The organism is Variovorax terrae (genome assembly GCF_022809125.1).
Classification (GTDB): Bacteria; Pseudomonadota; Gammaproteobacteria; order Burkholderiales; family Burkholderiaceae_C; genus Variovorax_A; species Variovorax_A terrae.
The window spans coordinates 2,691,675-2,709,272 of record NZ_JALGBI010000001.1 but is presented as its reverse complement, the minus strand read 5'-3'; the positions used below and the strand labels follow the sequence as shown (position 1 = coordinate 2,709,272).

Annotated in this window: 18 protein-coding genes; 13 read left to right on the top strand and 5 right to left on the bottom strand. The window is 68.5% G+C overall.

Annotated features, from left to right (window positions below; genetic code table 11):
• Window positions 1–9 precede the first annotated feature (9 nt).
• From MMF98_RS12750 to MMF98_RS12735, 4 genes are all read left to right on the top strand, one after another.
• Complete coding sequence (locus tag MMF98_RS12750; RefSeq protein WP_243306645.1) at window positions 10–948, top strand: AAA family ATPase; 939 nt, start codon at window positions 10–12, stop codon at window positions 946–948.
• Between the two features lie 10 nt (window positions 949–958).
• Window positions 959–2,152 carry a vWA domain-containing protein gene (locus tag MMF98_RS12745; RefSeq protein ID WP_243306644.1) on the top strand — a complete coding sequence of 398 codons (1,194 nt, stop codon included), beginning with the start codon at window positions 959–961 and terminating at the stop codon, window positions 2,150–2,152.
• A gap of 61 nt (window positions 2,153–2,213) precedes the next feature.
• Window positions 2,214–2,798 carry an SRPBCC family protein gene (locus MMF98_RS12740; RefSeq protein WP_243306643.1) on the top strand — a complete coding sequence of 195 codons (585 nt, stop codon included), beginning with the start codon at window positions 2,214–2,216 and terminating at the stop codon, window positions 2,796–2,798.
• Window positions 2,799–2,825: 27 nt separating this feature from the next.
• Window positions 2,826–3,896 (top strand): XdhC family protein, encoded by a 1,071-nt coding sequence (locus MMF98_RS12735; RefSeq protein WP_243306642.1) that lies wholly within the window; start codon window positions 2,826–2,828, stop codon window positions 3,894–3,896.
• A gap of 37 nt (window positions 3,897–3,933) precedes the next feature.
• On the opposite strand, the gene MMF98_RS12730 is transcribed toward MMF98_RS12735, so the two are convergent.
• The 5 genes from MMF98_RS12730 to MMF98_RS12710 all read right to left on the bottom strand — a co-directional run bounded on the left by MMF98_RS12730 (window position 3,934) and on the right by MMF98_RS12710 (window position 9,312).
• Complete coding sequence (locus MMF98_RS12730; RefSeq protein ID WP_243306641.1) at window positions 3,934–5,820, bottom strand: ABC transporter ATP-binding protein; 1,887 nt, start codon at window positions 5,818–5,820, stop codon at window positions 3,934–3,936.
• Window positions 5,821–5,923: 103 nt separating this feature from the next.
• The gene (gene crcB, locus MMF98_RS12725) at window positions 5,924–6,298 is read right to left on the bottom strand and encodes a fluoride efflux transporter CrcB (protein ID WP_243306640.1); all 375 of its coding nucleotides are present in this window, start codon (window positions 6,296–6,298) and stop codon (window positions 5,924–5,926) included.
• A gap of 16 nt (window positions 6,299–6,314) precedes the next feature.
• Window positions 6,315–7,625, bottom strand: a complete 1,311-nt coding sequence (locus MMF98_RS12720) for a TRAP transporter large permease (protein WP_243306639.1) — start codon at window positions 7,623–7,625, stop codon at window positions 6,315–6,317.
• A 178-nt stretch (window positions 7,626–7,803) separates the two neighbouring features.
• Window positions 7,804–8,337, bottom strand: a complete 534-nt coding sequence (locus tag MMF98_RS12715) for a TRAP transporter small permease (protein ID WP_243306638.1) — start codon at window positions 8,335–8,337, stop codon at window positions 7,804–7,806.
• Between the two features lie 9 nt (window positions 8,338–8,346).
• Window positions 8,347–9,312: a TRAP transporter substrate-binding protein gene (locus MMF98_RS12710; RefSeq protein WP_243306637.1), complete on the bottom strand. Its 966-nt coding sequence runs from the start codon at window positions 9,310–9,312 to the stop codon at window positions 8,347–8,349.
• A gap of 71 nt (window positions 9,313–9,383) precedes the next feature.
• Between MMF98_RS12710 and MMF98_RS12705 the strand changes: the two genes are divergently transcribed.
• From MMF98_RS12705 to MMF98_RS12665, 9 genes are all read left to right on the top strand, one after another.
• On the top strand, window positions 9,384–10,085 hold the full coding sequence (locus tag MMF98_RS12705; RefSeq protein WP_243306636.1) for an aspartate/glutamate racemase family protein: 702 nt from the start codon (window positions 9,384–9,386) through the stop codon (window positions 10,083–10,085).
• Complete coding sequence (locus MMF98_RS12700) at window positions 10,082–11,047, top strand: LysR family transcriptional regulator (protein WP_243306635.1); 966 nt, start codon at window positions 10,082–10,084, stop codon at window positions 11,045–11,047. The genes MMF98_RS12705 and MMF98_RS12700 overlap by 4 nt, the downstream gene beginning before the upstream one ends.
• A 93-nt stretch (window positions 11,048–11,140) precedes the next feature.
• Window positions 11,141–12,406: an ABC transporter substrate-binding protein gene (locus MMF98_RS12695; RefSeq protein WP_243306634.1), complete on the top strand. Its 1,266-nt coding sequence runs from the start codon at window positions 11,141–11,143 to the stop codon at window positions 12,404–12,406.
• 31 nt (window positions 12,407–12,437) lie between these two features.
• Window positions 12,438–13,304 (top strand): branched-chain amino acid ABC transporter permease, encoded by an 867-nt coding sequence (locus MMF98_RS12690; protein ID WP_243306633.1) that lies wholly within the window; start codon window positions 12,438–12,440, stop codon window positions 13,302–13,304.
• Between the two features lie 16 nt (window positions 13,305–13,320).
• Complete coding sequence (locus MMF98_RS12685; RefSeq protein WP_243306632.1) at window positions 13,321–14,346, top strand: branched-chain amino acid ABC transporter permease; 1,026 nt, start codon at window positions 13,321–13,323, stop codon at window positions 14,344–14,346.
• Entirely contained in the window at window positions 14,343–15,056 is a 714-nt protein-coding gene (locus MMF98_RS12680; protein ID WP_243306631.1) for an ABC transporter ATP-binding protein, read from the top strand. The genes MMF98_RS12685 and MMF98_RS12680 overlap by 4 nt, the downstream gene beginning before the upstream one ends.
• The gene (locus tag MMF98_RS12675; protein WP_243307392.1) at window positions 15,056–15,760 is read left to right on the top strand and encodes an ABC transporter ATP-binding protein; all 705 of its coding nucleotides are present in this window, start codon (window positions 15,056–15,058) and stop codon (window positions 15,758–15,760) included. Before MMF98_RS12680 ends, MMF98_RS12675 begins: the two co-directional genes overlap by 1 nt.
• A gap of 20 nt (window positions 15,761–15,780) precedes the next feature.
• Window positions 15,781–16,554, top strand: coding sequence for a putative hydro-lyase (locus MMF98_RS12670; RefSeq protein WP_243306630.1), 774 nt, complete (start codon window positions 15,781–15,783; stop codon window positions 16,552–16,554).
• A gap of 50 nt (window positions 16,555–16,604) precedes the next feature.
• Window positions 16,605–17,576: a TRAP transporter substrate-binding protein gene (locus tag MMF98_RS12665; protein WP_243306629.1), complete on the top strand. Its 972-nt coding sequence runs from the start codon at window positions 16,605–16,607 to the stop codon at window positions 17,574–17,576.
• Window positions 17,577–17,598 lie beyond the last annotated feature (22 nt).

Below are 17,598 nucleotides of genomic sequence, written 5' to 3'. Positions count from 1 at the left end.
CTTCGCTTCATGACGACCCTCCCTGCAGTCCCCACCTTCTCAACGATCGATGCTGTCACGCAAGCCCTGGAACAAGGCGGCTACTTTGCCGATCGCCGGCTGGCCGCCGCCGTGTTCCTGGCGCTGCGGCTGCAGCGCCCGCTGCTGCTGGAGGGCGAGCCGGGCGTAGGCAAGACAGAGCTGGCCAAGGCGCTCGCGGCGGCATTGCAGCGCCCGCTGCTGCGGCTGCAGTGCTACGACGGGCTGGAGCTGCGCGAAGCGCTCTACGAATGGAACTACGCGGCGCAGCTGCTGCACATGCGGGCCGCCGAGCTGCGCGCGCAGGGGCAGGGCCCCGATGACGCGGCAGAGGTCGAGCGCGAGGTCTACCAGGACCGCTACCTGATCCGCCGCCCGCTGCTGCAGGCGCTGCAGGCGCCCGCGCCCGGCGCCGTGCTGCTGATCGACGAGGTGGACCGCGCCGACGAGCCGTTCGAGGCCTTCCTGCTCGAATACCTGGGCGAATACCAGGTCAGCATTCCCGAGATCGGCACCGTGCGCGCCGAGGCGGCGCCCGTGACCATCCTCACCAGCAACCGCACGCGCGAGCTCAACGACGCCGTCAAGCGCCGCTGCCTCTACCACTGGCTCGACTACCCCGAGCGCGAGCGCGAGCTGGCCATCGTGCGCGCCCGCGTGCCGCAGGCCGGCGAAGCGCTGTCGGCCCAGGTGGCCGAGTTCGTCGGGCGGCTGCGCAGCCAGCCCTTTGCCAACGCCTTCCAGCGCGCGCCCGGCATCGCCGAGAGCGTGGAATGGGCCAAGGCGCTGGTGGCGCTGGACACGCTGGCGGTCGACCCCGAGGTGGTGGCCGACACGGCAGGCGTGCTGTTCAAGCAGCGCGAGGACGTGGCCGCGCTCACGCGCGACCTGGCCGAGCAGCTGCTCAAGCCCGAAGAAGCCGCGTCCTGAAGGGGCAACGATGCTGCTCGGAGATGCACGCACCGGCAAGCTGGCCGACAACATCGCGGGCTTCGGCCGCGCGCTGCGCCGCGCCGGCGTGCGCATGGACAGCTCGCGCCTTGCGCTGGCCTGCGATGCCGCGCTGGCCGTGGGTGTGCACGACCGCGCCGACCTCGGCGCCGCGCTGGAGGCCGTGATGGTCAGCCGCGAGCAGGACCGCGGGGTGTTCCGCGAACTGTTCGACGCCTATTTCCGCAACCCCGACGTGGCCCACAAGCTGCTGGCCCAGATGCTGCCGAGCGCCGAAGGCAAGGCCGAGCCGTCCCGGCGCCGCCCGCGCGTGCGCGAGGCGCTGTCGCCGCAGCAGGGCTTCGGCCGCCAGGCGCCGAAGCCGGCCGAAGACACCGTGGATTTCGACGCCGCCATGACCGCCAGCGACCTGCAGCGCCTCAGGCACGCCGACTTCAACGCCCTGGGCGCCAGCGAATACCGCCTGGTCGAGCGCCTGGCGCGCGACATTGCGCTGCCCGTGCCGCAGGTGGCGGCGCGCCGCACGCGGCCCGGCGCGGCCGGCGCCCGCATGCACTGGCCCGGCGTGATGCGCCACGCGGCGCGCACCGGTGGCGAACTGCTGCGCCTGCCCCGGCTGACGCGGCGCGAACAGCCGCTGCCGCTGCTGGTGCTGGTGGACGTGTCGGGCTCGATGGAGCGCTACGCGCGGCTGCTGCTGGCCTTCCTGCACGCGGCCACGCGCAGCCTGGGCGGGCACCGGGGCCGGCGCGACGTGTTCGCCTTCGGCACCCACCTGACCGATCTCACGCCGGCCTTCCGGCTGGCCGACACCGACGACATGCTGCGCGCCGCCGGCGCGCTGATCGAGGACTTCGCAGGCGGCACGCGGCTGGGCGAGTCGCTGGCCAGCCTGCGCACCCAGCATGCGCGCCGGCTGGTGGGGCGGCGCACGCTGGTGCTGGTCATCAGCGACGGGCTGGACACCGGCGAGCCCGCGCAATTGGAGGCCGAACTCGCCTGGCTGGGCCGGCGCAGCCGCCGCCTGCTGTGGCTCAACCCGCTGCTGCGCTTTGACGGCTACGCGCCCGTGGCGCGCGGCGCGGCCGTGCTGCACCGCCATGCGCAGGGCATGCTGGCGGTTCACAATCTGAGCCGGCTCGAGGAGCTGGCAGCCGGCCTCGCGGCCCTGATGAAACACTGAGGCGCGCGCTTCCACGCTGCGCGATCGTTCCCGACACCACCGAAACACAAGGACTCACAACATGGACATGCAAGGCAGCCGCCAGCTCGCGGTGACGCAACAACAGGCCTGGGACGCGTTGAACGACCCCGAGGTGCTCAAGGCCTGCATCCCGGGCTGCGACAAGGTCGAAGCCACGGGCGAGAACCAGTACGCGGTGGGCATGGCGCTGAAGATCGGGCCGGTGTCGGCGAAGTTCGCGGGCAAGATCACGCTGTCCGACATCCAGCCGCCGAGCAGCTACACGCTGGCCTTCGACGGGCAGGGCGGCGCGGCCGGCTTCGGCAAGGGCAGTGCCAAGGTCGCGCTCACGCCCGGCGAGGGCGGCTGCGAGCTGGCCTACAGCGTCAACGCCCAGGTCGGCGGCAAGGTGGCGCAGCTCGGCCAGCGGCTGATCGACGGCGCCGCCAAATCGATGGCCGAAGACTTCTTCAAGCGCTTCGACCAGGAAATGCAGCGCCGCCACCCGGCACCGGATGCTATTGAATCGATAGCATCCAATGACCAGCCGACAAGGACCTCCGCCGGAAATGATGCAAAAATTCCGGTCTGGATCTGGATTGTGGTGGCGATCGCGCTGGCAGCAGGGATTTTGCTGCTGCGCTAAGGTCGGTCCGGGCTGCAAGGAGCGTTCATGGAAAACCTCGACGTCATGGTGCTGCGCACGCTGCGCGACTGGCGGCTGGCGGGCCGGCGCGCGCTGCTGGCCACGGTGGTGCGCACCTGGGGCTCGTCGCCGCGCCCGATCGGCTCCATCATGGCGCTGTGCGAGGACGGCGCGGTGGTCGGCTCGGTCTCGGGCGGCTGCATCGAGGACGACCTGATCTACCGCTTCACCCAGGCCTATGCCGGCAAGGACGGGGAGCACCGCATTCCCTCGGGCGCGCCGGGCTTCGTCAAGTACGGCATCACGGCCGACGAGGCGCACCGCTTCGGCCTGCCCTGCGGCGGCACGCTGGAGCTGCTGCTCGAATACGACCCGGACGGCGCCGGCCTGGCCGAGCTGGTGGGCCAGCTGGAGGCCGGGCGGCTGGTGCAGCGCACGGTGCGGCTGGCCGACGGCGCCGCGCAGCTGGCCGAGGCGCTGCTGCCGGCGGAACTCGCGCTGAGCGACGACGAGCTGGTCAACACCTTCGGCCCGGAGTACCGCATGCTGCTGATCGGCGCCGGCCAGCTCACCGAGTACCTGGCCACCATGGCGCTGTTCAGCGGCTTCGCGGTCACGGTGTGCGACCCGCGCGAGGAATACCGCGGCGTCTGGAGCGTGCCGGGCGCCACCGTGGTGAGCGACATGCCCGACGACGTGGTGATCGCCTTCAACCCCGACCGCCGCAGCTGCGTGGTGGCGCTCACGCACGACCCCAAGCTCGACGACCTGGCCCTGCTGGAGGCGCTCAAGACCGAGGCCTTCTATGTCGGCGCCATCGGTTCGCGCCGCAACAACGAGGCGCGCCACGCGCGCATGATCGAGCACTTCGAGCAGACCACGGAGAGCCTGGCGCGCCTGCGCGGGCCGATCGGCATCTACATCGGCAGCAAGACGCCGTCCGAGATCGCGGTGAGCGTGATGGCCGAGATCCTGGCCGTGAAGAACGGCGTGGCCCTGCCGCACGACGTGGACGTGGCCCAGGCCAAGAACGAGCGCGACCTGCCGGCCAACGACCCGGGCGTGCTGGTGTGCGGCGTGCCGCGCACGGCGGCCTGAGAGCCTGTGAGCAGGCTCTGAGACGTGCCGCGCGGGCTCAGGCCGCGACGGCTTCGGGCGCCTCGTCCTCGCCGAGGTCGGTGGCCAGGAAGCCGCCGGACTGGCGGCGCCACAGCTTCGCGTAGTGGCCGCCAAGCTGCAGCAGTTCCTGGTGCGTTCCCTGCTCGACGATGCGCCCCGCGTCCATGACCACCAGGCGCTCCATGCGCGCAATGGTGCTCAGGCGATGGGCGATGGCGATCACGGTCTTGCCCTGCATCAGCGACGTCAGCTGCTCCTGGATCGCGGCCTCGACCTCGCTGTCCAGCGCCGAGGTGGCCTCGTCCAGGATCAGGATGGGCGCGTCCTTGAGCACGACGCGCGCCAGTGCCACCCGCTGGCGCTGGCCGCCCGAGAGCTTCACCCCGCGTTCGCCCGCATGGGCCTCGTAGCCGGTGCGGCCTTTCCAGTCGTTCAGCTCCTCGATGAACTCGTGCGCATGGGCGCGCGCGGCCGCGGCCTGCACCTGGGCCAGCGTGGCCTCGGGGCGGCCATAGCGGATGTTGGCGGCGATGGAGCGGTGCAACAGCGAGGTGTCCTGCGTCACCGTGCCGATGGCCGCGCGCAGGCTCTCCTGCGTCACCTCGCGCAGGTCCTGGCCGTCGATGCGGATGTGCCCGCCCTCGACGTCATGAAACCGCAGCAGCAGGTTCATCAGCGTGGACTTGCCCGCGCCCGAGCGGCCCACCAGCCCGACGCGCTCGCCTGCGCGGATGTGCAGGTTCAGGCCGTCGATCACCGGCCGCCCGCTGCCGGCCTGGCGGCCGTAGCTGAAGCGCACGTTCTCGAAGCGGATGTCGCCATGCGGCACGCGCAGCGCGCCGGCCTGCGGCGCGTCCACCAGGCTGTGCGGCACGGCGATGGATTCGATGCCCTCCTGCACCACGCCGACGTTCTCGAAGATGCCCGAGACTTCCCAACTGACCCAGCCGGCCATGTTGGCGATCTGCCAGACCAGCGGCAGCGCCGTGGCCACCACCGCGGGGCTGATCAGGTGGCTGGCCCACAGCCACAGGCCGATGCCGGCGGTCGACACCAGCAGCAGTGCATTGAGCAGCGTGAGCGTGAACATGAAGCCCGTGGTCATGCGCATGTGGGCGGCGATCTTGCCGCGGTGGTCGTCGATGGCTTCGCGCACGTAGGCATCCTCGGCCTGCGCGCGCGAGAACAGCTTGACCGTCAGGATGTTGGTGTAGCTGTCCACCACGCGGCCCATGACCAGCGAGCGGGCCTCGCTGCTGACGCGCGACAGGTCGCGCATGCGCGGCACGAAATGGCGCAGGAATAGCAGGTAGCCGAGGATCCAGGCCAGGGTGGGCAGGGCCAGCCGCCAGTCGAAGGCCAACATCAGCGACATCGCGCCGAGGCCGTACACCATGATGTACCAGACGGCGCGCACCGCCGCCACCACGCTCTCGCGCAGCGAGTTGGCGGTGTTCATCACGCGGTTGGCGATGCGCCCGGCGAAGTCGTTCTGGAAGAACGGCGCCCCCTGGCGCACCACGTGCCAGTGGCTCTGCCAGCGGATCAGCGTCGTCACGCCGGGGATGACGGCGTTGTTGCGCACCAGGCTGTCCAGCAGGATCACCAGCGGCCGCCCCAGCAGCAGGACCAGCGCGATGCCCGCCAGCACGTGGGCCTGGGCCTGCAGTGCCTGCGCCGGATCGGCCGCGGTCATCAGGCCCACCAGCTTGCCGATGAACACCGGGATCAGGGTGTCGATCAGCGCCACGCACAGGCCGGTGGCCAGCATCGCGAGGTACAGGCCCCGGGTCTGGCGGATGAAGTGCCAGTAGAAGGCCAGCAGATCCCGGGGCGGTCCGCTGTCGGCGACGCCAGGCGGTGCGGTGACGTCGGCGACGCGGGTTTCGAAAAACTTGAACATGGCGGGCGAATCCGGAGGAAGGCGGCCCCCGATGCTAGCAAGCGCAGGCCGCTGCCGTGCGGCGGCGGCCGCCCTATGCCGATCCGAAACCCGGCCCGTCTGGTCAGTGGATCACCAGCATCGTGGACCGCATGCCCACGATGGTCAGCAGCAGCGAGCCGCCGACATGCAGCAGGGCTGTGCCCAGCGCCAGGCCGTAGCGCTGCTGCTGCAGCATGGCCACGACCTCGGCCGAGAAGCTCGAGAAGGTGGTCAGGCCACCGAGAAAGCCCGTGATGATGGCCAGCCGCCAGGCCGGGTCGAGCTGGGGCAGGGCCTGGAACACGGCCACCGACACGCCGACGAGGTAGCCCCCGATCAGGTTGGCCGCGAGCGTGCCCCAGGGCAGGACGCCGCCGGGGCTGAGCCACAGGCCGAGCCCCCAGCGGGCGAGGGCGCCCACGCTGGCACCGATGCAGATGGCGAGAACGGCAAGCATGGCGTGATCCTGGCGGCTATTTGTCCTTGCCCATCACCAGATCGGGCAGGATGGTCACGATCTGCGGAAAGACCGTGATCAGCACGATGCACACCACCAGGCAGGCGAAGAACGGAATCGCGGCGCGCGCGATGGTGTTGCTGTCCTTGCCCGTCATGTTCTGCAGCACGAACAGGTTGAAGCCCACCGGCGGCGTGACCTCGGCGATCTCGACCAGCAGCACGATGAAGATGCCGAACCACACCAGGTCGAAGCCGGCCTTCTGGATCATGGGCAACACCACCGCGCTGGTCAGCACGATCATCGAGATGCCGTCCAGCGCCGTGCCGAGCACCAGGTAGACCAGGGTCAGCACCGTGATCAGCGCGAACGGCGACAGGTGCATGTGGTCCACCCATTCGGCCAGCTCGCGCGGGATGCCGGTGAAGGCCATGGTCTTGGTCAGGAAGGCCGCGCCGGCCAGGATGAACATGATCATGCAACTGGTGCGCGTGGTGCCCATCAGGCCCTCGCAGAAGTTCTTCCAGGTCAGCGTGCGGCTCCACAGCGCCAGGCCGAGCGAGCCGACCACGCCGTAGGCCGCGCACTCGGTGGCGGTGGCGTAGCCGGCCACCAGCACCCAGACGATGAAGACGATCAGCGCCGCGCAGGGGATCAGGTTGCCCGACTGGCGCACCTTCTGCACGAAGCTGCTCGGCGGATCGGCCGCGGGCACCTGCTCGGGGTGGCGCAGGCTCCACCAGATGATGTAGCCGCTGAAGAGCGCCATCAGCAGGAAGCCCGGCAGGAAGCCCGCGAGGAAGATGCGGATGATGGAGGCGTCGGCCGCCACCGCATACACCACCATGGTGATCGAGGGCGGGATCAGGATGCCCAGCGTGCCGGCCGTGGCCAGCGAGCCGAGCGCGATCTTCTCGCTGTAGCCGCGCTTGAGCAGCTCGGGTAGCGCCACCTTGCTGATGGTGGCGCAGGTGGCCGCCGACGAGCCCGAGACCGAGCCGAAGATGCCGCAGCCCAGGATGGTGGTGTGCATGAGCCGGCCCGGCACGCGGTTGAGCCAGGGGCGCAGGCCCTCGAACATCTCCTCGCTGAGCTTGGTGCGGAACAGGATCTCACCCATCCAGATGAACAGCGGCAGCGCCGCCAGCTCCCAGCTCGCGTTGCTTTCCCAGAACGCCGAGAACAGGTTGTTGCCCGGCGAGGTGGTGGTGAAGAAGGCCTGGCCGACCCAGCCGCAGATCGCCAGCGTCATCGCGATCCAGACGCCGCCCGAGAGCAGCACCATCATGATCAGCAGCAGCAGGCCGCCGACAAGCAGGATATCCATGTTGTTATATGTTGAGTTGTTGGGGGAAAGGGGTCAGTCGCCTAGCCGAACGCATTGCAGCCAGCCCCGCACCCAGGCGAGGCCCGTTCCAGGGCCACCGCGGAGCCGGCTTTGCCGGGCCGCTGGTGGCACCCCCTGGAGGGGGAGGCGCCGCAGGCGCTTCGGAGGTGGGCCCATCTCATACGTCAGAGGAGAAGTCGCCCTTGGCGTGCCGTTCCTCGACGGCGACGACATAGCTCGGCTTGCCGCCGCGCAGCACGATGATGAGTTCGTCGGCCACGGCCACCAGCAGCAGCAGCGAGCCGAGCGCGAAGCTGGCCTGCGGAATCCAGATCGGGATCGGCAGCAGGCCCTGGGCCATTTCGTGGAACATGTAGCTCTCGTAGGTGAACTTGTTGGCCCACCAGGCCAGGTAGCCCACGCAGACGGTGCCGATGGCCAGGCAGGCGATCTCGAGCGTGCGGCGCCAGCGCGCGGGCACCGCCTCCAGCAGCAGCGTGACGCGCACGAAGTCGCCATGCTTGAAGGCATGCGCCATCGCGAAGAACGAGGCGGCGGCGCAGCTCCAGGCCACCAGGTCGTTGACCGCGCCGGTGCGCACGCCGAACTCGCGCAGCACGCTCTGCGCGATCATCAGCACGCAGATCAGCGCAACAAAAAGGGCGCCGACGGCGCCCGAAGCCAGGTAGAGACGGTCCAGGAACCGGCGCATGGGGCTTCCTTACTTCCTGAAGGCGTTGATCACCGCCGCGCCGTCGGCGCCGGCCTTCTTCTGCCAGTCGGCCAGCATCACGCTGCCGACCTGCTTCAGGTCGGCCACCAGCTTGGGCGGGGGCACCATGATCTTCATGCCCTTGTCGGCCAGCGCCTTCTTGTACCACTCGTTCTTCTCTTCGCTGAGCTTCCAGCCGCGTGTCTCGGCCTCGGCCGCGGCCTTGAGCAGGGCGTCCTGCGTGGGCTTGTCGAGCGCCTCGAAGGACTTCTGGTTCACCAGCACGGCGTTCTTGGGCAGCCAGGCCTGGGTGTCGTACCAGTACTTGATGCTTTCATAGGTCTTGGAGTCGTAGCCGGTGGAGCCCGAGCTCATGTAGCTGTTGACCACGCCGGTGGCCAGCGCCTGCGACAGCTCGGCGGCCTGGATGGTGACCGGCTGGGCGTCCACCAGCTCGGCGATCTTGGCGGTGGCCGGGCTGTAGGCGCGCCACTTGAGGCCGCGCATGTCGGCCACGGCCGTGAGCTCCTTGTTCACATAGATGCCCTGCGGCGGCCAGGCCACCGTGAACAGCAGCTTCATGCCCTGGGCGCCCAGCAGCTTGTCGAGCGCGGGCTTCTGGGCGGCGGCGAGCTTCTTCGACTCGGCGTAGCTGGTGGCGAGAAAGGGGATGCCGTCGACGCCGTAGAGCGGGCTCTCGTTCTCGAAGTTGACCAGCAGTACTTCGCCGATCTGGGCCTGGCCGCTCTGCACCGCGCGCTTGATCTCGTTGGCCTTGAACAGCGAGGCATTGGCGTGCACCGTGATCTTGAGCTTGCCGCCGGTGGCCTTGTCCACGTCGCTGGCGAACTGAGCCAGGTTCTCGGTGTGGAAGTTGGTGGCGGGGTAGGCGGCCGGAAGGTCCCATTTGGTCTGGGCGAAAGCCGTGCTACCGAGCGCCAGGACGGCAACCGTCAATCCATGTTTGAGTTTCATGTGCTCTCCAGGACAATAGAAAAATGAGTGAGAAATCGAGGATAAATGCAATTAGCGGGCCAGCACCCTCGGTGTTTCCCTTCCCCGGCTTCCTCGGCATCGTCATGCTGGACACCCGCTTCCCCCGGCCCCTGGGCGACATCGGCAACCCGGAAACGTTCCGGGTGCCGAGCCGGCGCGTCGTGATCGAGGGCGCCTGGCCCGAGAAGGTGGTGCAGACCGCCGCGGGCCTGCGCGCCAACAGGCTGCAGGTGGCGTTTGCCCGCGTGGTGCAGCAGCTCGAGCGCGACGGCGCGGCGGCCATCACCACCAGTTGCGGCTTCCTGGTGCTGCTGCAGCGCGAGCTCCAGTCGGTGGTCAAGGTGCCCGTGGTGACCTCCAGCCTGCTGCTGCTGCCCGGCCTGCTGGCCCGGGAGCCCCGGGTGGGCGTGCTGACCATCAGTGCGAGCCGGCTGGAGCCGGCGCACCTGCGCAGCGCCGGCGTGCCGCGCGACCGGCTGAAGGACGTGGTGGTGCAAGGCGTCGACCCGAAGGGCGAATTTGCCTTGTCGATCCTGGGCAACCGGGCCGAGATGGACCTTGCGCGGGCCCAGGCCGAGGTCGTGGCCGCCGCCCAGGCGCTCAAGGCGCGCGCCCCCGCGTTGCGCACCGTGGTGCTGGAATGCACCAATATGCCGCCCTATGCACCGGCGATCGAGCAGGCCACCGGGCTGCATCCCCTGTCGCTGCTGGACTCGGCCGCCCTGTTCAAGCCATTTGGAGCCGCGCCATGAACCTGCGCTTCGTCGAGGCGTTCTACTGGGTGGTGTCGCTCAAGAGCGTCACACGCGCGGCGGAAAAGCTCTTTCTCACGCAGTCCGCCATGTCCAGCCGCATCGCCGCGCTCGAGGAGGAGCTGGGCGTGCTGCTGCTGGACCGGCGCGACAAGCAGTTCCGCCTCACGGTGGCGGGCCTGCGCTTCTTCACCTACGCGCAGCGGCTGCTGGAGCTGCAGCGCGAGGTCAAGGCCGAGATCGGAGCCGGCGGGCCGCAGCCGATGTCGCTGCGCATCGGCTCGATCGAGTCGGTGCTGCATTCCTGGCTGATTCCGATGGTGGAAAAACTGCGCAACGACTACCCGGAACTGGAGCTCGAGCTCAACGTCGAAACCACGCCGGTGCTGATCGACCAGGCGCGCCGCGGCACGCTCGACCTGGTGTTCGCCGCGCTGCCGGCGTCGGCCGACGGGCTGCGCAGCCGTGCGCTGCCGCCGATGGAGATGGTGTTCGTCGGCAATGCGCGGTTGCACCGGCGGCGGCTGTACAGCCTGGCCGACCTGGGCGAGCTCGACCTGCTGACCTTCCAGCGCGGCTCGCAGCCACATGTCGCGCTGCTGGACATGTTTCGCCAGGAGCAGCTCGAACCCCGGCGCGTGCACACGATCTCCTCGATCTCGGCGATGACGCAGCTCGTGGAAGGCGGCTTCGGCGTTGCCACCCTGCCGCGGGCCGCCGCGCAGCGCCTGCTGCAGCACCGCGAGCTCAAGCTGCTGCAGTGCGGCGCCACGCTGCCGCCGCTGCCGGTGTTCGCCAGTTTCCGTAGCGACCCGACCTCGTCCGCCGTGGAGACCGTGGTCAAGGAGGTGTTCAGTTTCATCGGCCAGCAGGAGCCGCTGGCGGCGCGCAGGCGCGGCGTGCGCCGGCTTCAGGGTAAACCAGGGGTCTCCCTCGGAGCATCGAAAAAATCGATGAGCTGAGTGAAATATTTTCTGTTTGATTCGCGTGGGCGGAGCAAACACAATTCCTCACATGTCATCGCGGTGACGCCTTTTTTTGTGAGGAGACCTGGTATGAAACTGTTTTCGAAGGCCGGACTGGCCGCCATCTTGATAGGCCTGGGCCTGGGTGCTTCGGCGCAGGCGCAGCAGGAAATCAAGGTCGGGGTGATCTATCCCCTGACCGGCCCCGGGGCCGCCGTGGGCGCCGAGCTGCGCAATGCGCTGGAGCTGGCGGCCGACATCATCAACAACGGCGCCAAGGACATCCCGGAGCTGCCGTTCTCGGCCGGCAAGGGGCTGCCCAACCTCAAGGGCGCCAGGATCAAGCTGGTGTTCGCCGACCACCAGGCCAATCCGCAGGTGGGCGCCACCGAGGCCGAGCGCCTGATCACGCAGGAGAAGGTGGTGGCCCTGGTCGGCGCGTACAACAGCGCCGTGACCGCCACCGCCAGCCAGATCGCCGAGCGCGCCGGCATCCCGTTCCTGAACCCCGAGTCGTCCTCGGCCTCGCTGACGCAGCGCAACTTCAAGTGGTTCTTCCGCACCACGCCGCATGACGACCTGTTCGTGCACAACGCGTTCGAGTTCCTCAAGGAACTGGAAGCGAAGAAGGGCATCAAGCCCGGCACCATCGCCACCTTCAACGAGAACGGCCTGTGGGGCACCGAGACCACCAAGCTGCAGGCCAAGCTGGCGCCCGAGTTCAAGTACAGCCTGGTCAAGCAGGTCATCTACCCGGCCAAGACCACGCAGCTCACCTCCGAGGTGCAGACGCTCAAGGCGGCCAACCCCAGCCTGGTGCTGCAGTCGTCCTACACGCCCGACGCCATCCTGTCGATGAAGACCTACAAGGAGCTCGGCTTCAGCCCCGACATGATCCTGGCCAACAACGCCGGCTTCACCGACACCGACTTCATCCGCACGCTGGGCAAGGACGCCGAGTACGTCATCACCCGCGAGGTGTGGGCGCTCGACCTGGCCTCGCGCAACCCGCTGATCAAGCAGGTCAACGACCTGTTCAACAGCCGCTACAAGATCAACTTCACCGGCAATTCCTCGCGCACCTTCACCGGCCTGATGGTGATGGCCGACGCGATCAACCGCGCCGGCTCGACCGAGCCCGAGGCGATCCGCAAGGCGCTGGCGGCCACCGACATCCCGGGCAGCCAGCTCATCATGCCGTGGAAGGGCGTGAAGTTCGACGCATCGGGCCAGAACACGCTGGGCTCGGGCATCCTGGTGCAGATCGTGGACGGCAAGTACAACACCGTCTGGCCCTTCAACATGGCCTCGCGCGACGTGATCTGGCCGATGCCCAAATGGGACCTGCGCAAGTAAGCGCCGCGCGCCTCACGTCCAGAGAACGACCATGACCACGGAAATTCTGCTTCAGACACTCGCCTCGGGTGTGCTGATCGGGCTGATCTACGCGCTGGTGGCCATCGGCCTGACCATGATTTTCGGCGTCATGGACATCGTGAACTTCGCGCACGGCGAGTTCCTGATGCTCGGCATGTACTCGACCTTCTGGCTGTTCGCGCTGTATGCGCTGGACCCGATGCTGACCCTGCCGCTCACGGTGCTGATGCTGTTCGCCTTCGGCGTGCTGCTGTACCGGCTGGTGATCGTGCGCATCATCAATGCGCCCATGCTGTCGCAGATCTTCACGACCTTCGGCCTCATGATCCTGCTGCGCGGCGTGGCCCAGTTCCTCTGGAAGCCCGACTTCCGCTCGATCGAGAATTCGGCCGTCAGCGGCAGCGTCAAGCTCGCGGGCCTGCAGCTCGGCAAGCCGCAGCTGGTGGCGGGCCTGGGCGCCATCGTCGTCACGGCCATCATCTACTTCTTCCTGAACCGCACCCGGCTCGGCGCGGCGCTGGAGGCCACGGCCTCGGACAAGGAGGCGGCGCGCCTCATGGGCATCGACTCGAACCGCATGTTCTCGCTGGCCTGGGGCATCGGCGCGGCCTGCGCCGGCGCGGCCGGGGTGCTGCTGTCCACCTTCTTCCCGATCTTTCCCGACGTCGGCGCCAACTTCATCCTGCTGGCCTTCGTGGTGGTGAACCTGGGCGGCTTCGGCAGCGTGACGGGCGCGTTCTGGGCCGGCATCCTGGTTGGCGTGATCGAGGTCATGGGCGGGTTGCTGCTCGGGCCGCAGTACAAGACGGCCATCGTGCTGGTGCTGTTCCTCGGCGTGCTGATGTTCCGCCCGCAGGGCCTGATGGGCAAGGCCTGAACCGCAGGACGCTTTCATGAACCACAAGAACCTCTATTTCTCCGTGCTCGCGCTGGCCGCCGCCCTGGTGGTGCCGATGGTGACGGATGCCTCGCACCTCAACCTGGTGATCCTGGTGCTGCTGGCGGCCCAGACCGGCGTGGCCTGGAACATCGTCGGGGGCTACGCAGGCCAGGTGTCGCTCGGCCACGCCGCGTTCTATGGCCTGGGTGCTTACGCCTCTACGCTGCTGCTGCTCAAGTTCGGCGTCAACCCCTGGATCGGCATGCTGGCCGGCGGCTTGGTCGCCGCGCTGCTGAGTCTGGCCTTCGGCTGGTCGTGCTTCCGGCTCAAGGGCCATTACTTCGCGATGGCCACCATCGCCGTGGCCGAGCTGGTGCAGATCTTCTTCACCGAATGGGACTACGCGGGCGCGGCCGTCGGCCTGTACGTGCCGATGGACCGGCAGGGCTGGCTGTGGGTGAACTTCCCCACCAAGCAGCCCTACTACTGGATCGCCCTGGCGCTGCTGGCCCTCACGCTCGCGGCCAATGCCTGGATCGAGCGCAGCTTCCTGGGCTACTACTTCCGCGCCATCAAGGACGAGCCGGATGCCGCGCGCAGCATCGGCGTCAACATTGCGCGCTACAAGCAGGTGGCGCTGTCGGTCAGCGCCTTCTTCACGGCCCTGGGCGGCAGCCTCTATGCGCAGAAGGAGCTGTACATCGACCCGGGCTCGGTGCTGTCCACGGCGCTGTCGATCAAGATGGCGCTGGTCTCCATCCTCGGCGGTGTGGGCACGCTGTTCGGGCCGGTGGTGGGCTCGGTGGTGCTGACCAGCATCGAGGAGTTCACGCGCATCCTGTTCGGCGGCACCGGGCGCGGCACCGACACCATCATCTATGCCGGCCTCATCATCGTGATCGCGGTGTTCTACCCGAGCGGCGTCATGGGCTGGTTCAACAACTGGACCCGGCGCCGGCGCGAGGCGCGCCAGCCGGCGTCCGACGCCGCGGCGCAGCGCCCGGCCGTGGCCCAGGCACCTGCCGGAGAAGCGTCATGAGCCTGCTGCAAGTCAACCAGGTCAGCAAGCGCTTCGGCGGGCTGACGGCCAACGAGAACGTGTCGTTCAGCGTCGGCACCGGCCAGATCGTGGGGCTGATCGGCCCCAACGGCGCGGGCAAGACCACGCTGTTCAACTGCGTGGCCGGCTTCTTCGCGCCCTCGGCCGGCACCATCACGCTGGGCGGCCGCTCCATCGCGGGCCTGCCGCCCGAGGCCTGCGCCCGGGCTGGCGTGGGGCGCACCTTCCAGATCGCGCGCACCTTCGGCAGCATGACGGCCTGCGAGAACGTGATGACGGCGGCCATGCTGTCGCAGCGCCATGTGGGCCGGGCCCGGGAGCGGGCGATGGACTGGCTGGCCTTCGTGAACCTGGACCGCTTTGCCGACAAGCCCGCGGCCAGCATGACGATCAGCGAGCAGCGCCGCCTGGCGGTGGCGCGGGCCCTGGCGATCCAGCCCAAGATCCTGCTGATGGATGAGGTCATGGCCGGGCTCAATCCGTCCGAGGTACGCGAGGCCGTGGACGTGGTGCTGCGCATCCGCGAGTACGGCATCGCCTGCCTGATCGTGGAGCATGTGCTGGAGGGCATCATGCCGATCGCCGACAAGATCGTGGTGCTGGACCGCGGCAGCAAGATCGCCGAGGGCACGCCCGCCGAAGTCTCGAACGATCCGCACGTGATCGCCGCCTACCTGGGAGACGCATGATGCTGGAAGTCAGCCAACTCAAAGTCAGCTACGACCGCGTGCTGGCGCTGTCCGACGTGAGCCTCAAGGTGCCGCAGGGCCAGATCGTGGCGCTGGTCGGCGGCAACGGCAACGGCAAGTCCACCACGCTGCGCGCCATCGCGGGGCTCAACGGCGCGGATGCCGGCCGGATCCTGTTCAACGGCGAGCCGATCCATGCCAAGCCGGCGCACCACCGCGTGCCGCTGGGCCTGTCACTGGTGCCCGAGGGCCGGCGGCTGTTCCCGCGCCTGAGCGTGCGGCGCAATCTCGAGCTCGGCGCCTTCACGCGGCGCGATGCGCACGAGGTGGCGGCGGGCATTGACGAGATGTTCGGCCTGTTTCCCATCCTCAAGGAGCGCGCGTCGCAGCTGGCCGGCACCATGAGCGGCGGCGAGCAGCAGATGCTGGCGATCGCGCGCGGCCTGATGGCGCGGCCGAAGCTGCTGATGCTGGACGAGCCCTCCTGGGGCATCGCGCCGAAGTTCGTGGCCAAGGTGCTGGAGGTGATCCAGCAGGTCAACCAGGCCGGCGTATCCATCCTGCTGGTCGAACAGAACCTGCAGAAGGCGCTGGGCATCGCCCACTACGGCTACGTGATCCAGACCGGCCGCATCGTCATGGAAGGCACGGGCCAGGACCTGCTGCATGACGACCAGATCAAGAAGGCCTATCTCGGGCTTTGACATTCGGAACCGACCACACCATGATCCTCACAAGCTACCACCAGCAGCCGCAGGCGCTGCGCCAGGCCGCCCGCTCGGGCCGCTTCACGCAGCCCACGGCCGGGCACGCCCCGGGCTACCTGCAGGCCAACCTGATGATCGTGCCGCAGGCGCAGGCCTTCGACTTCCTGCTGTTCTGCCAGCGCAACCCCAAGGCCTGCCCGCTGATCGAGGTGCTGGAGCCCGGCGCCACCGCGCCGGCCTGCGCGAGCGGCGCCAGCATCGCCACCGACATCCCGGGCTACCGGGTCTACCGCGACGGTGAGTTTTCCGAGGAGCGGGCCGAGGTGGCCGCCCTCTGGCAGCCGGACTTCGTGAGCTTCCTGATCGGCTGCAGCTTCTCGTTCGAGGCCGCGCTGGCGCAGGCCGGCATTGCGCTGCGCCATGTGGTGCAGGGCCGCAACGTGGCCATGTACCGCACCAACCTGCCTTGCGTGCCGGCCGGCCCGTTCAGCGGCGAGACGGTGGTCAGCATGCGCCCGATCCGCAGCCGCGATGTGGCGAAGGTGGCCGAGATCTCCGGCCGCTTTCCGCTGGCGCACGGCGCGCCGCTGCATGTGGGCAACCCGCAGGCCCTTGGCATCGCCGACCTGTCGCGGCCCGACTACGGCGATGCGGTGGAGATCCTGGACGACGAAGTGCCGGTCTTCTGGGCCTGCGGCGTCACGCCCCAGTGGGTGGCCCAGCGCAGCCGGCTGCCGCTGTGCATCACGCATGCGCCGGGCAAGATGTTCGTGACCGATCTCATGGGATGAGGCCCATGCATCCGCCGGACTGACTTTTCCTCAACTCGCAGGAGCTCATCATGAAGCATTGGTGGTTCGCCGTGCTGTGCACGGCGCTGTCGGCGCACGCCCAAACGGACTGGAAACTGGCCACGGGCTACCGCGCGGAGTCGTTCCACACCGAGAACATCGTGCAGTTCGCCCGGGAGGTGGATCAGGCGACCGCGGGCCAGCTGCGCATCGAGGTGCACCCGAACAACACGCTGTTCAAGCTCGGCGAGATCGGGCAGGCCGTGCGCGACGGCAAGGCCCAGGCCGGCGAGAGCATCATGACCAGCCTGGTCAAGGACATTCCGATCGCCGGCGCGGACTCGGTGCCCTTCGTGGTCAACAGCTATGCCGACGCGCGGCGCCTGTGGGGGCTGCAGCGCCCGCTGATCGAGAAGCACTTCGCGCAGCGCGGCCTCAAGATGCTGTACTCGGTGCCCTGGCCGCCGCAGGGCCTGTTCGCGTCGCGCCCGATCCGCAGCCCGGCCGATTTCAAGGGCAGCCGCATGCGCACCTACAACCCGACCACCGAGCGCATCGCCGAACTGGTGGGCGCGCAGGCGGTGGACGTGCCGATGGTGGACGTCAACAAGGCGCTGGCCGAAGGCCGGATCGACAGCATGATCACCTCGGCGGTGACCGGCGTGGAGAACCAGGTCTGGGGGCAGATCAAGTACTACTACGAGATCAACGCCTGGTTCCCGAAGAACGTCGTGTACGTCAACCGCAAGGCGTTCGACGCACTGCGGCCGCCGCTGCAGAAGGCCGTGCTGGAGGCCGCCCAGGCGGCAGAGGCCCGGGGCTGGACGAAAAGCGAGGCCGTGATGCAGGACTCCACGCGCGAGCTGCGGGCCCACGGCATGAAGGTGGAGCAGGCCTCGGCCGAATTCGACAGCGAGTTCAAGCGGCTGGGCGAGCGCTTCTCTCGGGAATGGGTACGATTGACGGGCAATGAAGCCAACGACATCTTCGTGCCGTACTACACCCGCAACAGCACCCGGTAAACACAAGCATTCACTACCTCAT

Coding starts and splice junctions, on each gene's coding strand:
- MMF98_RS12700 (WP_243306635.1), top strand. CDS start 10,082: ATGAACCTGCGCTTCGTCGAGGCGTTCTACTGGGTGGTGTCGCTCAAG.
- MMF98_RS12675 (WP_243307392.1), top strand. CDS start 15,056: ATGCTGGAAGTCAGCCAACTCAAAGTCAGCTACGACCGCGTGCTGGCG.
- crcB (WP_243306640.1), bottom strand. CDS start 6,298: ATGCTTGCCGTTCTCGCCATCTGCATCGGTGCCAGCGTGGGCGCCCTC.
- MMF98_RS12710 (WP_243306637.1), bottom strand. CDS start 9,312: ATGAAACTCAAACATGGATTGACGGTTGCCGTCCTGGCGCTCGGTAGC.
- MMF98_RS12720 (WP_243306639.1), bottom strand. CDS start 7,625: ATGGATATCCTGCTTGTCGGCGGCCTGCTGCTGCTGATCATGATGGTG.
- MMF98_RS12670 (WP_243306630.1), top strand. CDS start 15,781: ATGATCCTCACAAGCTACCACCAGCAGCCGCAGGCGCTGCGCCAGGCC.
- MMF98_RS12685 (WP_243306632.1), top strand. CDS start 13,321: ATGAACCACAAGAACCTCTATTTCTCCGTGCTCGCGCTGGCCGCCGCC.
- MMF98_RS12680 (WP_243306631.1), top strand. CDS start 14,343: ATGAGCCTGCTGCAAGTCAACCAGGTCAGCAAGCGCTTCGGCGGGCTG.
- MMF98_RS12735 (WP_243306642.1), top strand. CDS start 2,826: ATGGAAAACCTCGACGTCATGGTGCTGCGCACGCTGCGCGACTGGCGG.
- MMF98_RS12715 (WP_243306638.1), bottom strand. CDS start 8,337: ATGCGCCGGTTCCTGGACCGTCTCTACCTGGCTTCGGGCGCCGTCGGC.
- MMF98_RS12665 (WP_243306629.1), top strand. CDS start 16,605: ATGAAGCATTGGTGGTTCGCCGTGCTGTGCACGGCGCTGTCGGCGCAC.
- MMF98_RS12745 (WP_243306644.1), top strand. CDS start 959: ATGCTGCTCGGAGATGCACGCACCGGCAAGCTGGCCGACAACATCGCG.
- MMF98_RS12730 (WP_243306641.1), bottom strand. CDS start 5,820: ATGTTCAAGTTTTTCGAAACCCGCGTCGCCGACGTCACCGCACCGCCT.
- MMF98_RS12740 (WP_243306643.1), top strand. CDS start 2,214: ATGGACATGCAAGGCAGCCGCCAGCTCGCGGTGACGCAACAACAGGCC.
- MMF98_RS12690 (WP_243306633.1), top strand. CDS start 12,438: ATGACCACGGAAATTCTGCTTCAGACACTCGCCTCGGGTGTGCTGATC.
- MMF98_RS12695 (WP_243306634.1), top strand. CDS start 11,141: ATGAAACTGTTTTCGAAGGCCGGACTGGCCGCCATCTTGATAGGCCTG.
- MMF98_RS12750 (WP_243306645.1), top strand. CDS start 10: ATGACGACCCTCCCTGCAGTCCCCACCTTCTCAACGATCGATGCTGTC.